The sequence below is a fragment of the Micromonospora sp. NBC_01796 genome, assembly GCF_035917455.1.
Lineage (GTDB): Bacteria > Actinomycetota > Actinomycetes > Mycobacteriales > Micromonosporaceae > Micromonospora_G.
On the sequence record NZ_CP109078.1, the window covers coordinates 1,526,669 to 1,541,132 of the forward strand.

Below are 14,464 nucleotides of genomic sequence, written 5' to 3' on the forward strand. Positions count from 1 at the left end.
TCGCAGACATCCACGGCCGGTGCCGAGGTTGCGCTTCACTTAGACGCATGTAAATGTATTGCGTAGTGATGGGAGCGCTCCCGGAACCACCACCAGGGAACACACCCGCACCAGTCACCGTCTCCACGGCCACCCACCGTCCAAGGAGCATCCATGAGAACCGTCCGCGCCATCGCGGCGGCCGGCCTGCTCGTAGCGGGTTCGCTCGTCGCCATCGTGGCCGCCGGCCCGGCCCAGGCCGACACCCAGATCTGCGAGCAGTACGGCTCCACCACGATCCAGGGCCGCTACGTGGTCCAGAACAACCGCTGGGGCACCACCGCCCAGCAGTGCATCAACGTCACCTCGACCGGCTTCTCGGTGCTGAGCCAGCAGGGCTCCGCGCCGACCAACGGCGCCCCGGTGTCGTACCCGTCGGTGTTCCTCGGGTGCCACTACGGCAACTGCTCACCGGGCACCAACCTGCCGCTCCAGGTCAGCCGGATCAGCAGCGCCACCAGCAGCATCAACTACACGTACGTCGGCGGCGCGACCTACAACGCGTCGTACGACATCTGGCTCGACCCGACGCCGAAGACCACCGGGGTGAACCAGATGGAGATCATGATCTGGTTCAACCGGCAGGGCTCGATCCAGCCGATCGGTTCGCGTACCGGCAGTGCGACCGTCGGCGGGCGCACCTGGGAGGTGTGGACCGGCAACAACGGCGGCAACAACGTCATCTCCTACCTCGCCCCGTCACCGATCACCAGTTGGAACTTCAGCGTGCTCGACTTCATCAACGACGTACGCAACCGGGGCGCGATCACCAACTCCTGGTACCTGACCAGCATCCAGGCCGGGTTCGAGCCGTGGCAGGGCGGTGCCGGCCTCGGTGTCACCTCGTTCGCCGCCGCGGTCAACAGCGGCACCCCGCCGACCACACCACCCACCAACCCGCCGACCACGCCGCCCACCGGCGGGCCGCCCACCACCCCGCCGCCGAACCCGGGGACCGGTAGCTGCCGCGTCGCCTACACCTCGAACTCCTGGCAGGGCGGTTTCACCGCCGAGGTCGGCATCACCAACACCGGGTCCACCCCGGTCAACGGCTGGACCCTGGCCTACAACCTGCCGTCCGGGCAGCAGGTGACCAGCGCGTGGAACGCCACCGTGACCCAGAGCGGATCGGCCGTGACCGCCCGGAACATCGGTTGGAACGGCACCATCGCCCCCGGCGCCACGGTCGCCTTCGGGCACCAGGGCACGCACGGGGGCGGCTACACCCCGCCGACCGCGTTCACCCTGAACGGCACCGCCTGCACCAGGGGCTGAGCCGTACCCGGGGCTGACTTCACCCCACCCCTGGTCGTCCGGGACGCGGCCCACCGGACCCGGACGACCAGGGGCTCAGAAGTCGCGCCGTACGGGTGCGGCACCGCCGGGTGAGCCGAAGGCGGGCCAGCCCTGCGGCGCCATCGCCTGCACGGGTTGCTGCGGCCGGACGGGTGCCGCCCCGGCACCGCCCTTGGGCGGCAGCGGCGCACCGAGGGCGAGTGCCCCGTACGGATATCCCGCGTCGGCGAAGACGACCCGGCTCAGGTCCTGCCCCGGCAGGTCGGCCGGCAGGTCACGGGGTTCGCCCGGCGGCAGGACCGGCGCGAGCGCCTGGAACACCGCCCGTACGCGGTCACCCCGGTAGTCGGCCGGCGCGTACGTCGCCCGCAGCAGCGCCCCGCCGTACGACAGCGGCACGACCTCGGCGAACGCGCCGGTCTCCCGCAACGCGGCGATGCCACCGAGGCGGCCGAGCAACTCCTCCGGGCAGAGCGTCACCCACTCGTACCCGCGCAGGTAACCGCGGCTGGACTGGGCCGACTCCTCGACCGGTCGGGCGAGGACCGAGTCGAGCAGGGTGGCCGGCGCCACCGTACCGGCGTTGATGACGATCTCGCCGTACGACGGATTGGCCACGTCGCCGACCCGCCGGGTCAGCTCGACCAGCGCCGGGAGCACCTGCGCGAGGCGTCCCGGACGTCCCTCGAAGCCCACCGACACCTGCAGCTTGAGGTGCCGCTGGTGGGCGAACCGGAAAACGTAGAGTTCGAGTTCGGAGGCGACGGCCGACGGATCGACGTCTGCCCAGTGCGCCGAGAGCTGGTAGAGCCCCTCGGTCAGCCCGTCCGCCCAGCGCTGCGGCCGGCGGCGGCGGGCCCGCCCGTCCGGGTGCTGCTCGTACGCGCTCAGCGACAGCCACGGTTCGGGTGCCCCCGCCGGTTGGACGAACGGCAGCAGCAGCCGGCTTGCCTCGTCGTACCAGTGCTGCAGCAGCGCGAGGCTGCGGGACGGATCGTCACCACAGTCCAGATAGAGCAGACAGGTAGCAAAATCGGGTTCCGACTCGCTGTAGTGTCCCCACATCGACGGCACAGGACCGCCGTGGTTCCCTTCATTGTTCATCTTTGCGCCTCCCCATGGCTCCACCCCAGGTCCCTATCTCCACACACCCGCTACGCCCGACCTTTTTCCTCGGGTGCAGGGCCGGGTCGAGTGGTTCGGTCACGTGGGTGACGCCACTTTGCCCTAGATCTGCGAGAAAATCCACGGGCAACGCGCAGCGGCACCACACATACTGACCGTTAGTCACGGAATTGACAGTGCGGGCGTCCAGATCGGTAATACACCAGGTCAGGGCGGCAAGACAACATCGCTCAATGGGGCCCGTCACAACACTCTGCGTAGTCGAGGCGAGCGATCGGCGCGTTGCCGGAGGCATCCGCCATGGTCGGCGCCACGGAACCGGTTACGGCAATCGAGGCCATTACACAGAGGTGCCCACCACTCACGATCCGAATTGGACGACCGCGTTGCTTCCATCCCACCAATCGGTAGGGAAGGGCCTCTTCCTATCGTTTTCAGTATTGGAAGTGGCCCTTACCGACATCCGGATCCGATCGGTCGGATCCGCGGGGGACGGGGCCCGATCGGTCAGGCCCGTTCCACCACCACGGTGGTGGACTTGATCACGGCGACGGCGGTGGAACCCACGTCCAGGCCGAGTTCGTCGACCGCCTCACGACTCATCAGCGACACCACCCGGAACGGTCCGGCCTGGATGTCGACCTGCGCCATCACCGAGTCCCGGCTGACCGCGGTCACGATCCCGCGCAACCGGTTGCGCGCCGAGGACCGGCCGGTGCCACCGTCGGGTGTCTCGGCCAGCGACCGGGCGAAGCCGGCGAGATCCGTACCGGCGATGCTCCGGTGGCCGTGCTCGTCCCTGGTCGCTGCGAGCCGACCGGCGTCCACCCAGCGCCGTACCGTGTCCACGCTGACCCCGAGCAGGTCGGCCGCCTCGCCAATCCGATACGTCGCCACCCGACCACCCTAGAGCCGTACCGGGGCCGGGACCGAACGGATCCGGGCTCCCGGGCGGATGCCCAGGAGCCCGGATCGTTCACCGGTGGATCAGACGGTGAAGGAGAGGCGCGTACGGCGGCGGATCACCATCAGTGCGACCGCGCCGGCACCGATCAGCAGCAGCGCGACGGTGAGCAGGGTGCCCACCGAGGCACCGGTGACCGGCAGGCCGCCCGCGACGTAGCGGAAGGTCAGCCCGTTGGAACTGCCCAGATCGGTGGTGACGCTGACGGTGGTGTTCCCGCCCGCGCAGGGCGGGGTCACGAAGGTCAGCGACAGTCCGTCGGGGCTGACCGTGACCGCGGTGACCGGGATCGACCGCCCGCAGATGTTCACGATGGTCGCGCCCGGTACGAGGCCACTGCCGTTGATCCGGACGGTGGTGCCACCCGCGGTCGGGCCCTGGTTCGGGTCGAGGTCGCTGATGGTCGGTGCGGCCAGGACGTAGGTGAAGCCGTCCGGTGCGGTGGCGTCCGGGCCCTCCAGGAGGACGACCACGTCAACCGGTCCGGCCGGTCCGACCGGGGTGGTGACGGTCAGCGAGGTGCCGGCGTCGTTCACCACCAGGTTGGTGCCGAGGTTGCCGCCGAAGGTCACCCCGGTGGCGCCGGTGAAGCCGGTACCGGTGATCGTCACGCTGGTGCCGCCCGAGGTCGGACCCGTGTCGGGTACGACGTCGGTGATCGTCGGCGCGACGAAGGTGAACACCGGTGCGACCGCCGTACCGGCCGGGAAGACCAGGTTCACCACGGACGGGCCGGCGGCGTTGCTCGGGGTCACCACGGTGATCTCGGTCGCCGCGTCGTTCACGGCGAAGCCGGTGCCGGGAGTGCCGTCGAAGGTCACTCCGGTGACGCCCTCGAACCCACTGCCGATGATCGTGACCGTGGTGCCACCGGCGGTGGGGCCGAAGGTCGGGGCCAGGCTGGTGACGACCGCGTCGCTGCCGTCGGCGATGTACGTGTACACCAGCGAGTCGGAGTCACCGCTCGAGGTGCTGACCACTACGGACGCCGGGCCGACCTCGCCGGCCGGGGTGGTCGCGGTCAGCGAGGTGCCGGCCGGGGCGACAACAACGTTGGTCGCCGGTACGCCGTCGAAGTTGACGACGGTGTCACCGGGGATGAAGTTGGTGCCGGTGATCGTCACCTGCTGCCCGCCGGACTGCGGTCCGGAGTTGGGGACGATCGTCGCGGCGGTCGGCGCCCCTGCGGGCAGTGCCCGCTCGCAGGTGGCCTCGGTCAGGATCACGCTGCCCACGTTGATGTTGATCGGCACGATCACCGTGCCGGTGAGCGTGACCTCGGCGATCACACCGCTGGCGGTGGCCCCGCCCGCGGCGACCGTCTCGACGCTGGTCAACGAGATGTTGAGCGCCGCGTCGACGACGCCGGCGACGGTGACGGGGGCGCTCCTGGTGGTGGCCGGGGCGTTGGCGACCAGGACGACGGGCGTGCCGAACACCTCCAGGTTGTTCACCACGGTGTCGGCGGTCTGGGTGCCGAGGGCCGGGCAGGTCACATCGGCGGAGATCTCGTCCGCGGAGATCGCACTGATTCCGAGGAGGCCGATCGAGAGCCCCTGGATGGTGCTCGTTGCCAGGGAGATGCCGGGAGCGCGGGTGGCGCTGACGTCCACCGTCCCGCCGAACACCACGCCGACCGCGCCGGGTACGACGATCGGGACCGCGGTTTCGCTGTCCGTACCGAACCCGACCGGTGCGGTCGCCGTACCGATCGTGCCGTTCGCGCTGATCACCGGAACGCCGAGCACCTCGGCGTCGAGGTCGGTCACGACGCCCCGGGCGCTCGCGTCGCCCGCCGCCGCGAGGGCCGGAGTCACCAGTCCGAGCGTTGCCGCACCGGTGACCGCCAGGGTCAACACTGCCGTTGATGTGTTCCGCCAGAAAGGACGCACCATTCGCCTCGTCTCAAGATCAAGCCAGACTCTTCCCGACAGCCGGGAAGGAACCACTGGAACCCGATCTATGTAACGAAGCCACTTAGAGGGCGGTTACGACGAAAACGGACTGATCGTACCGCAAGCGTCCAGATCTAGCAAACTATCCGATTTTTTTAAGACCGTACCCGAGCCGGCGGCTAGCCGGCGAGGCCGTCGATCCGGCGCAGCTCGTCGGCGCTCAGCGAGAAGCCGAACACGTCGAAGTTGGCCCTGATGCGCTCCGGGGTGACCGACTTGGGGATCACCACCACCCCGTGGTCGATGTGCCAGCGGAGCACCACCTGGCTCGTCGTGACCCCGTGCGCCCCGGCTATCTCGACCAGCACCGGATCGTTCAGGTCGGTGCTCTTGAACGGGCTGTACCCCTCCAACGCCACCCCGCGCTGCCGGTTCTCCGCCTCCCGGTCCGGGTCGTACAGCGACGGGCCCCAGCGGATCTGGTTCACCGCCGGCGCCACCGAGGTCGCCTGGATCAGCACGTCGAGCTGGGTGGTGCTGTAGTTGCTCACACCGACCGCCCGGGCCAACCCCTCGTTGCGTACGGCGAGGAACTCCCGCCAGGTGTCGAGCCCACCCCCGCGCTGCGGCGGCCAGTGGATCAACCACAGGTCGACGTGGTCGGTGCCGAGGGCGGCCAGGCTCTCGCCCAACGTCCGCCGCTCGTGTCCGGCGTGCTCGGGCGGGAGTTTGGTGGTGAGGAAGACCTCCTCGCGCGGCACCCCGCTGTCCCGCAGCGCCCGCCCCACCTCGTCCTCGTTGCCGTACGCGGTGGCGGTGTCGATGTGCCGGTAACCGGCCTCCAGGGCGGCCCGTACCGCCTCGTAACAGGCCCGGCCGGTGGCCTGCCAGGTGCCGAAGCCGACCAGCGGCATGGCCACCTCGCCGGGCAGGGCGACCGTCGGTTGGTCCACGGATGAGGTCATGGGATCTCCTACCCACAGCGGCCGGGACCATGCACGGGGTCACCGGACCGGGAGAGAATACCGGTGGCGGTGACGACCCGGACGGCGACGGACGCCTGCGTACGCCCGGTCAGCCGCCCGGCGTACAGTTTCTGATCTTCGGACCTTTTCCTGTCGGGGACGCGGTCCGGGGCCGTCCCGCCGCACGGACCACCCGAGGAGAACGGTGTACCTGACCCACCTGGAGTGCCCGCGCTGCGGCGACACCGCCGAGGCCGACCAGCCACAGAACCTCTGCTCCTGCGGCTCCCCGCTGCTCGCCCGGTACGACCTGGACGCGGTGGCCGCCGCGGTCAAGCCGGCGGAGTTCGCCGGTCGTCCGGCCGACCTGTGGCGCTACCGGGAACTGCTCCCGGTGGCCGACCCGGCGTACGTGACCACGCTCGGCGAGGGCTGGACGCCGATGGTCGCCGCCCCCCGCTACGGCGCCGGGATCGGGCTGCCCGGACTGCTGATCAAGGACGAGGGACTGATCCCCACCGGTTCCTTCAAGGCACGCGGCGCCGCCGTCGGGATCTCCCGCGCCAGGGAGCTCGGGATCCGCCGGGTGGCGATGCCGACCAACGGCAACGCGGGTGCCGCCTGGGCCACGTACGCCGCCCGTGCCGGCATCGGGGCGACCATCGCCATGCCGGTCGCCGCGCCGACCATCACCCGCCGGGAGTGCATCGCCGCCGGTGCGGACCTGCACCTGATCGACGGTTTGATCAACGACGCCGGGCGGTACGTCGCCGGCTTGATCGCCGCGTCGGCGGACTCCCCCGAGGGCCCGATCTTCGACGCGAGCACGCTCAAGGAGCCGTACCGGCTCGAGGGCAAGAAGACCATGGGGTACGAGATCGTCGAGCAGCTCGGGTGGCAGGTCCCCGACGTGATCCTCTACCCGACCGGGGGCGGGGTCGGGCTGATCGGCATCCACAAGGCGCTGCACGAGATGCGGCAGCTCGGCTGGATCGGCGACCGGTTCCCCCGCCTGGTGGCGGTCCAGTCGACCGGCTGCGCCCCGATCGTGCGCGCCTTCGGTTCGGGCGCCCGACGGGCCGAGCCGTGGGTCGACGCCCAGACGGTGGCGTTCGGGATCACCGTGCCGGCGCCGCTCGGCGACGAGCTGATCCTGGACGCGCTGCGGGACACGGCGGGAACCGCGATCGCCGTACGCGACGAGGACATCCTGGCCGACCTGCGTGAGTTCGGTGCCCGGGAGGGTCTGCTGCTCTGCCCCGAGGGCGCGGCGTGCCTGACGGCGGCGAAGCAGCTCCGGGCCGGTGGCTGGATCCGGGCCGACGAGCGGGTGGTGGTGCTCAACACCGGCGCCGGCCTGAAGTACCCGGAGACGATCGACGCCGACAACCTTCCGGTGCTGCCCCGCCCGTGAGCCGGGGCGGTTGCCACGCCGGTAACTCCGCGAAACCGCCCGAGGCGCCTGTGAACGGCGCAGAATTGCGGTAATCACGCAGTCTGTCTCGATACGGGACAGACCGCGCGTACCGTTGCCTCGGGAGGATCCGCGATGACGCCGCGACCGCAGTCCGAACCCACCGCCAAGTCTCGGCAGCTGGCCGCCGCCGAGGTCGATCCGCTGACCGGGTACCTGACCACGGATCAGGGGATCCGGGTATCGGACACGGACAACTCGCTGCGGGCCGGCGCCAGGGGGCCGAGCCTGCTCGAAGACTTCCACCTCCGCGAGAAGATCATGCGGTTCGACCACGAGCGGATCCCGGAGCGGGTGGTCCACGCGCGCGGGTCGGGGGCGCACGGTTACTTCCAGGTGTACGAGTCGCTGGCCGACCGTACCGCCGCCACCTTCCTGCACGACCCGTCGGTCCGTACGCCGGTGTTCGTCCGGTTCTCCACCGTCCAGGGATCCAGGGGCTCGGCGGACACCCCGCGCGACGTACGCGGCTTCGCCACGAAGTTCTACACCGAGCAGGGCAACTTCGACCTGGTCGGCAACAACATGCCGGTCTTCTTCATCCAGGACGGGATCAAGTTCCCGGACCTGGTGCACGCGCTCAAGCCCGAGCCGCAGCACGAGATGCCGCAGGCAGCCTCGGCGCACGACACGTTCTGGGACTTCGTGTCGCTGCAACCGGAGACGATGCACCACGTCATCTGGCTGATGTCCGACCGGGCGATCCCGCGCAGCTTCCGCACCATGCAGGGCTTCGGCGTGCACACGTTCCGGCTGGTCAACGCGAGCGGCCGGTCGACCTTCGTGAAGTTCCACTGGACCCCGGTCCTCGGCACCCACTCGCTGGTCTGGGACGAGGCGCAGAAGATCGCCGGCAAGGACCCGGACTTCAACCGCCGGGACCTGTGGGAGGCGATCGACGCCGGCCACTTCCCGGAGTACGAACTCGGCATGCAGTTCATCCCGGAGGACCAGGAGTACGCCTTCGACGACATCGACCTGCTCGACGCGACGAAGATCATTCCCGAGGAGGTGGTGCCGGTGACCCCGGTCGGGCGAATGGTTCTCGACCGTAACCCGGAGAACTTCTTCGCCGAGACCGAGCAGGTGGCGTTCTGCATCGGCAACGTGGTGCCGGGCATCGACTTCACCAACGACCCGCTGTTGCAGGCCCGGCTCTTCTCCTACCTCGACACCCAGCTCACCCGGCTGGGCGGCCCGAACTTCGCCCAGATCCCGATCAACAAGCCGGTCGCGCCGGTGGCCAACCACCAGCAGGACGGCTTCCACCAGCAGACCATCCGGCGCGGGCCGGCCAACTACCACCCGCACTCGATCGGCGGCGACGGCCCGCTGATCGCCGGGCCGGACCAGCAGCCGTTCGTCACCTACCCGGAGACGGTGGACGGCCCGAAGGAACGTCGTCGCAGCGCCACCTTCGCCGACCACTACAGCCAGGCCACCCTGTTCTGGAACAGCATGTCCGACTGGGAACGGCAGCACATCGTGGCCGCGTACCGGTTCGAGCTGGGCAAGGTCACCCGGCTGCCGATCCGCGCGCTGATGGTGACGCACCTCAACCGGATCGACCACCAGCTCGCCACCGCCGTCGCGGCCGGGATCGGGGTGCCCGTACCGGAACCGGAGGGCGAGAACCACGGCCGCACCTCCCCCGCCCTGAGCCAGGCACTGACCGCCCGGGAGACGGTCCTCGGCCGGAAGATCGCCGTCCTGGTCACCGACGGGGTGGACCGGGAGAGCGTCACCGTCCTGGAGCAGGCCCTGACCGCGCTGGGCGCCACCGTGGAACTGCTCGCGCCGGTCGACGGGAACGTCACCACCGCCGACGGCGTCGACCTGCCGGTCACCCGGGCGATCACCACCGTCGCCTCGGTCCTCTACGACGCCGTGGTGCTGCCGGCCGGTGAGGACGCCGCGCTGGCGCTGACCGCCGACGGGTACGCGGTGCACTTCGTCGCCGAGGCGTACAAGCACGCGAAGCCGATCGGCGTACTCGGCAGCGGGTTGGCGGTGTTCAACCAGGCCGGGCTGACCGCCCCGGTCCCCGACCGCAGCGGCGTGGGCCGGGCAGCCGGCGTGATCGTCCAGTCAACCGCCGGCCCGGCCAGCGACGACTTCGTAGCGGCCTTCGTGGAGGACATAGCCCACCACCGCCACTTCGACCGCCCCCTCGACGTCATCCCCGCCTAACCCGCCGCCCTCCTCTTGAAGATCGCGCTCCCGTTGAAGATCGCGCTCATGTAGAGAAAGAGTGGCTATTCCTCCGGGGGTAGCCACTCTTTCTCTACAAGAGGCGCTACCCCCGGAAGGCGGGGTCGGCCTCGGTGAGTTGCCAGGCGGCGTTGATGAGGCCTACGTGGGAGAGGGCCTGGGGGGTGTTGCCCAGGTGTTGGCCGCTGGCGGGGTCGATCTGCTCGGCGAAGAGTCCCAGGTCGTTGCCCCGGGCCAGGGTACGTTCGAAAAGGGCCTCGGCCCGTTCCCGCTCACCGGCCAGGACCAGGCACTCGACCAGCCAGAACGTGCAGAGGACAAACGCGGCCGGGTCCCCCGACCAGCGCCGGATCAGCCCGTCGGTGCCCAACCGGCTCTCGATCGCCTCGATCGTCGACCGCATCCGTGGATCGGTCGCCGGCAGGAAGTTCGCCAGCGGCATGATCAGTGCGGAGGCGTCCAGTTCGTCGGTGCCGATCACCCCGACGTACGCGCCGAGACGTTCGTTCCAGCCGTCGGCGAGCACCATCTCCCGGATCTCGTCCCGGACCGTGGCCCAGCGGTCGACCCGCGATCGGGCGTCCGTACCGAGCTTGGGTGCGAGTTGCACCGCCCGGTCCAGCGCCACCCAGGCCATCACCTTCGACGACAGGTACTGCCGTTCGGCGCCCCGCTCCTCCCACATGCCGCAGTCCGGTGCCCGCCACGTGCCGACCACCTCCTCGGCGAGGCTGATCAGCATCGCCCGCAGCTCCCCGTCGAACTCGCCGAGCTGGTCACTGAGCCGCTTGGTAGCGGCGAAGATCTCACCCGGTACGTCGAGCTGACGCTGCCCCCAGGCGTCGTTGCCGACCCGGACCGGACGGCTGCTCGCGTACCCGCGCAGGTGGGCCAGGGAGTGTTCGGTCAGGTCCCGCTCGCCCTCCACCCCGTACATGATCTGCACGGGTCCGGGGCCGATCCGGCCGGCGGAACGGGCCGCCCAGGCGAACAGGCGGGACGTCTCGTCCGGGCAGGCGGCGATCCAGAGGGCGTGCATGGTGAACGCGAAGTCGCGCAGCCAGGCGTACCGGTAGTCGTAGTTCCGGCTGCCGCCGGGGTCTTCGGGTAGCGAGGTCGTGGCGGCGGCCACCAGGGTCCCGCTCGGCACGTACGTCAGTCCCTGCAACACCAGTGCGCTGCGCCGGACCTGGTCTGCGTACCGGCCCTCGTAGTGGTGCTCCGCGTCGAGCGAGCGCCACGACCGTGCGGTGTCGGCGACGGTGGCCCGCCGGGCCGGGTCGCCCGGCGGCACCGGGGCGTACGCCTGCGTGTAGGCCAGGTCGAACGGGATCACCTGACCCGCGGCGACCTCGAACTCGGCGGTGGCGTGGCCCCGCTCGCAGCGCACCGGCACCGGGGCGCTCATGGTCAGGGTCGCCGGCCCCGCCGCCGCCACCACCCTGTTCCCCTGGTGGTGCACGTACGGCGCCAGCAGCCCGTACTCGGGTCGGGGTACGAACTCGGTGCGCATCCGTACGCTGCCGGCGAGCCCTTCGACGACCCGGAGCAACACCGCCGGCGAGCGGTGCCCCAGGTCGTGCCCGCGCGCCCCCGGTTCGAGAGCGAGCGCGTCGGTGACCGCCACGCTCCCGCTGTCGGTGTGGTGCACCGTACGCAGGACCAGCGTGCCGGGCAGGTACTCCCGCTCGGTCCGGTATCCGGGCCCGCCCCGGTCGACCGGCGCCAGGAGCCAGTGCCCGGCATCCGGGTCGAGCAGCCGGCCGAAGACGGAGGGGCTGTCGAACCTGGCCGGGCACCACCAGTCGACCGAGCCGCCACGACCGACCAGGGCGGCCGACCGGCAGTCGGAGAGGAAACCGTAGTCGGAGATCGGGGCGTCGGTCTGCGGTGGCTCGGACACCGCCCCCGGATACCCCGATCCCCGCCACTCACCGCGCGACGATCATTGGTTTCAGGAGGTCGGCGGTTCGTCCTTGCCGGCTTCCTCGGCCGCGTCGGCCTCCTCCTTGGTCCGGTGCACCGCCTTGTCGGCGTGCTCCGGCGGGCCGTAGACGGTGTAGAGCACCAGTGGGTTCGGGCCGGTGTTCACGAAGTTGTGCTTCGTCCCGGCCGGGACCACCACCAGGTCGCCCTGGGCCACCGCCTTGGTCCTGCCCGCCACCCGGGCCTCGCCGGTGCCGCTGACGAAGGTGAGGATCTGGTCGGTGTCCTCGTGGACCTCCTCGCCGATCTCACCGCCGGCCGGGATGGTCATGATGACGAGTTGGGTGTGCTCGCCGGTCCAGAGCACCTGACGGAAGTCCGGACTCTTCTCGGCGACGGTCGCGATAGTGAAATGCTCCATGTCCGCCTCCTTACCCGGATGGGCACCGGATGACGCGCGCCAATTGGTGGCGGGATGGAGGTTTGCCGGCCGCATGGGTGGGAACGTCAATATCTGACCGGCGCTACGGAGAACCTTCAGGCCGGTCGAGCCAGGTCCCCGCTGGCGTACCGCCGAAGGGCTGCGGTGGTGGGAGACGGCCAGAGCGCGGCGACGCCCGACGGGGTCGGGCGGCGCCGCGCGCTCATGTACCCGCCCGTTGCCCGCCCCACACCTCTTGCCCGTCCCGGACACCAGTGGTCCCCGGGACGTGGCATGTCCCGGGGACCACTGCCGGGGGTGTCAGGAGAGCACAGCGAGGTGGAACGCCCGGTCGGCCGGGACACCGGCGGAGGTCCAGGTTTGGACGAAGACTCCGTTGGCGACGCCGCTCCGACCGACGACGGCGATCTCACCCGAGGGGGAGGTGCCGACGCTGCCGGTGAGCCCGATCGTGCCGACGTAGGCCGAGCCGGTGACGTCGTGGCTGAACACGACCTGGTACTGGCCGACGGCGACGCGGGCGGCCGAGACCACGCCGAAGCCGCGTACGACGGCTCCGGTGCCACCGTTGATCACGGCGAAGAAGGTCTGGGCGGTGGGCGGCAGCCCGGCGGTGGTCGCCGGTACAAACTCGACGCCCACTCCGGCCGCTTCGGCGGCACTGGCGGACGGCTGCTCGGTCGACTTGCCCTTGCTGGTGGCGGATTCGGACATGGTGATGCTCCTTGCTGGAGCAGGCTGGACGGCAGCCTGCGGGGGATGGGAGAAAATGGAACAGATCCATTGATCTATGGGAAAAACCGAGATTCCCACCTGATCAATGCCATTTACCTCCTTAAGGCTAGGCCCGACTACCGCCAGTGACCAGGTCGTACACCTGTACAATCAACGACAGACGTCCCTAAATACGAGCAGGCTTCACAAATCGTTCGACCCGCGTCGTCCTATGTGGACAATGTGTTGATGTCGGTGCTGCTCCGAAGGGGTGGAAGGTCAATCGGCGGAACGTCAGCCGATGACCGCCGGGCGCAGAAAACGCCGGACCTCGCGTACGGCCGCACGCCCGGCCCGGTTCGCGCCGATTGTGCTCGCCGACGGACCGTAACCAACCAACTGGATCCGGGGATCCGCGACCACCCGGGTCCCGTCCATCGTGATCCCGCCACCCGGTGCCCGCAGCCGCAGCGGGGCGAGGTGGTCCAGGGCGGCCCGGAACCCGGTGCACCAGAGGATCACATCGGCGTCGACCGTACGACCGTCGGCCCAGACGGCCCCGTCCGCAGTGATCCGGTCGAACATCGGCAACCGGCGCAGGACGCCGCGTTCCCGCAGTTCGCGTACCCGGGGTGTGTCGACGAGCCCGGTCACACCGACCACGCTGCCCGGCGGGCGACCGGCGCGTACCGCCTCCTCCACCAGGGCCACCGCGGCCCGGCCGTGTTCCTCCCGGGTGAACTCACCCTCCCGGAAGACCGGCGGCCGGCGGGTCACCCAGGTGGTACGGGCGACCTCGGAGATCTCGCCGAGCAGTTGCACCGCCGAGGTCCCGCCACCGACCACGAGCACGTGCTTGCCGGTGAACTCGGCCGGACCCCGGTAGTCGGCGGTGTGCAACTGCCGCCCCCGGAACAGTTCCTGTCCCGGGTAGTGCGGCCAGAACGGCCGGGTCCAGGTGCCGGTCGCGTTGATCAGGGCGCGGGCGGTCCAGGTCGTTTCGCCCCCTGCCCCTTCGGCGGGGGCGGCGACCACGTCGAGGCGCCCGTCTGGGCGGTCCCGTACGGCGTCGACCCGTACCGGCCGATGCACCGGGAGGCCGAACTCCCGCTCGTACCGCTCGAAGTACTCGGCCACCACGTCGGCCGCCACCCTGGTCGGGTCGGGCGTCCCCAGCGGCAGTCCGGGCAGGTCGTTGATCCCGTGTACGCCGTCGAACCGCAGCGTCCGCCACCGGTGCCGCCACGCGCCGCCCGGCCCGTCGTCGCCGTCCAGCAGCACGTATCCGGACTCGGGCGCGAACCCTGCCCGGTGCAGGAAGTAGCCGGCGGAGAGTCCGGCCTGACCGGCTCCGATCACCACGACGTCGACATCACGGCCATCCACGGCCGGTACAACCACCGGGCCGGCGGG

The 14,464-nt window shown here is 70.2% G+C and carries 11 protein-coding genes; 3 read left to right on the forward strand and 8 right to left on the reverse strand.

Features of this window, described 5'->3' with window-relative positions:
• Positions 1-153 precede the first annotated feature (153 nt).
• Positions 154-1,314, forward strand: coding sequence for a GH12 family glycosyl hydrolase domain-containing protein (locus tag OIE47_RS07065; protein ID WP_326560690.1), 1,161 nt, complete (start codon positions 154-156; stop codon positions 1,312-1,314).
• A gap of 75 nt (positions 1,315-1,389) precedes the next feature.
• Here the strand turns inward: OIE47_RS07065 and OIE47_RS07070 are convergent, their stop codons facing one another.
• The 4 genes from OIE47_RS07070 to OIE47_RS07085 form a co-directional block, all read right to left on the reverse strand.
• Positions 1,390-2,439 (reverse strand): hypothetical protein, encoded by a 1,050-nt coding sequence (locus tag OIE47_RS07070; RefSeq protein ID WP_326560691.1) that lies wholly within the window; start codon positions 2,437-2,439, stop codon positions 1,390-1,392.
• A gap of 528 nt (positions 2,440-2,967) precedes the next feature.
• Positions 2,968-3,357 (reverse strand): TOBE domain-containing protein, encoded by a 390-nt coding sequence (locus OIE47_RS07075; protein ID WP_326560692.1) that lies wholly within the window; start codon positions 3,355-3,357, stop codon positions 2,968-2,970.
• A gap of 90 nt (positions 3,358-3,447) precedes the next feature.
• Complete coding sequence (locus OIE47_RS07080) at positions 3,448-5,283, reverse strand: IPT/TIG domain-containing protein (protein WP_326560693.1); 1,836 nt, start codon at positions 5,281-5,283, stop codon at positions 3,448-3,450.
• A 215-nt stretch (positions 5,284-5,498) separates the two neighbouring features.
• Positions 5,499-6,284, reverse strand: coding sequence for an aldo/keto reductase (locus tag OIE47_RS07085; RefSeq protein ID WP_326560694.1), 786 nt, complete (start codon positions 6,282-6,284; stop codon positions 5,499-5,501).
• A 205-nt stretch (positions 6,285-6,489) separates the two neighbouring features.
• Here OIE47_RS07085 and OIE47_RS07090 point away from each other — a divergent pair, with 205 nt between their 5' ends.
• Entirely contained in the window at positions 6,490-7,698 is a 1,209-nt protein-coding gene (locus OIE47_RS07090; RefSeq protein WP_326560695.1) for a threonine synthase, read from the forward strand.
• Between the two features lie 135 nt (positions 7,699-7,833).
• The gene (locus OIE47_RS07095; RefSeq protein ID WP_326560696.1) at positions 7,834-9,948 is read left to right on the forward strand and encodes a catalase; all 2,115 of its coding nucleotides are present in this window, start codon (positions 7,834-7,836) and stop codon (positions 9,946-9,948) included.
• A gap of 106 nt (positions 9,949-10,054) precedes the next feature.
• On the opposite strand, the gene OIE47_RS07100 is transcribed toward OIE47_RS07095, so the two are convergent.
• From OIE47_RS07100 to OIE47_RS07115, 4 genes are all read right to left on the reverse strand, one after another.
• Positions 10,055-11,872, reverse strand: coding sequence for a glycoside hydrolase family 15 protein (locus tag OIE47_RS07100; protein ID WP_326560697.1), 1,818 nt, complete (start codon positions 11,870-11,872; stop codon positions 10,055-10,057).
• Between the two features lie 51 nt (positions 11,873-11,923).
• Positions 11,924-12,316 (reverse strand): cupin domain-containing protein, encoded by a 393-nt coding sequence (locus OIE47_RS07105; protein ID WP_326560698.1) that lies wholly within the window; start codon positions 12,314-12,316, stop codon positions 11,924-11,926.
• A gap of 321 nt (positions 12,317-12,637) precedes the next feature.
• The gene (locus OIE47_RS07110) at positions 12,638-13,051 is read right to left on the reverse strand and encodes a hypothetical protein (protein WP_326560699.1); all 414 of its coding nucleotides are present in this window, start codon (positions 13,049-13,051) and stop codon (positions 12,638-12,640) included.
• 294 nt (positions 13,052-13,345) lie between these two features.
• Positions 13,346-14,437 carry an FAD-dependent oxidoreductase gene (locus OIE47_RS07115; RefSeq protein WP_326560700.1) on the reverse strand — a complete coding sequence of 364 codons (1,092 nt, stop codon included), beginning with the start codon at positions 14,435-14,437 and terminating at the stop codon, positions 13,346-13,348.
• Positions 14,438-14,464: the final 27 nt, after the last annotated feature.

Excerpts from the sequence above, each read along its gene's own strand:
- OIE47_RS07110 (WP_326560699.1), bottom strand. The coding sequence starts at position 13,051 with ATGTCCGAATCCGCCACCAGCAAGGGCAAGTCGACCGAGCAGCCGTCC.
- OIE47_RS07085 (WP_326560694.1), bottom strand. The coding sequence starts at position 6,284 with ATGACCTCATCCGTGGACCAACCGACGGTCGCCCTGCCCGGCGAGGTG.
- OIE47_RS07070 (WP_326560691.1), bottom strand. The coding sequence starts at position 2,439 with ATGAACAATGAAGGGAACCACGGCGGTCCTGTGCCGTCGATGTGGGGA.
- OIE47_RS07105 (WP_326560698.1), bottom strand. The coding sequence starts at position 12,316 with ATGGAGCATTTCACTATCGCGACCGTCGCCGAGAAGAGTCCGGACTTC.
- OIE47_RS07095 (WP_326560696.1), top strand. The coding sequence starts at position 7,834 with ATGACGCCGCGACCGCAGTCCGAACCCACCGCCAAGTCTCGGCAGCTG.
- OIE47_RS07065 (WP_326560690.1), top strand. The coding sequence starts at position 154 with ATGAGAACCGTCCGCGCCATCGCGGCGGCCGGCCTGCTCGTAGCGGGT.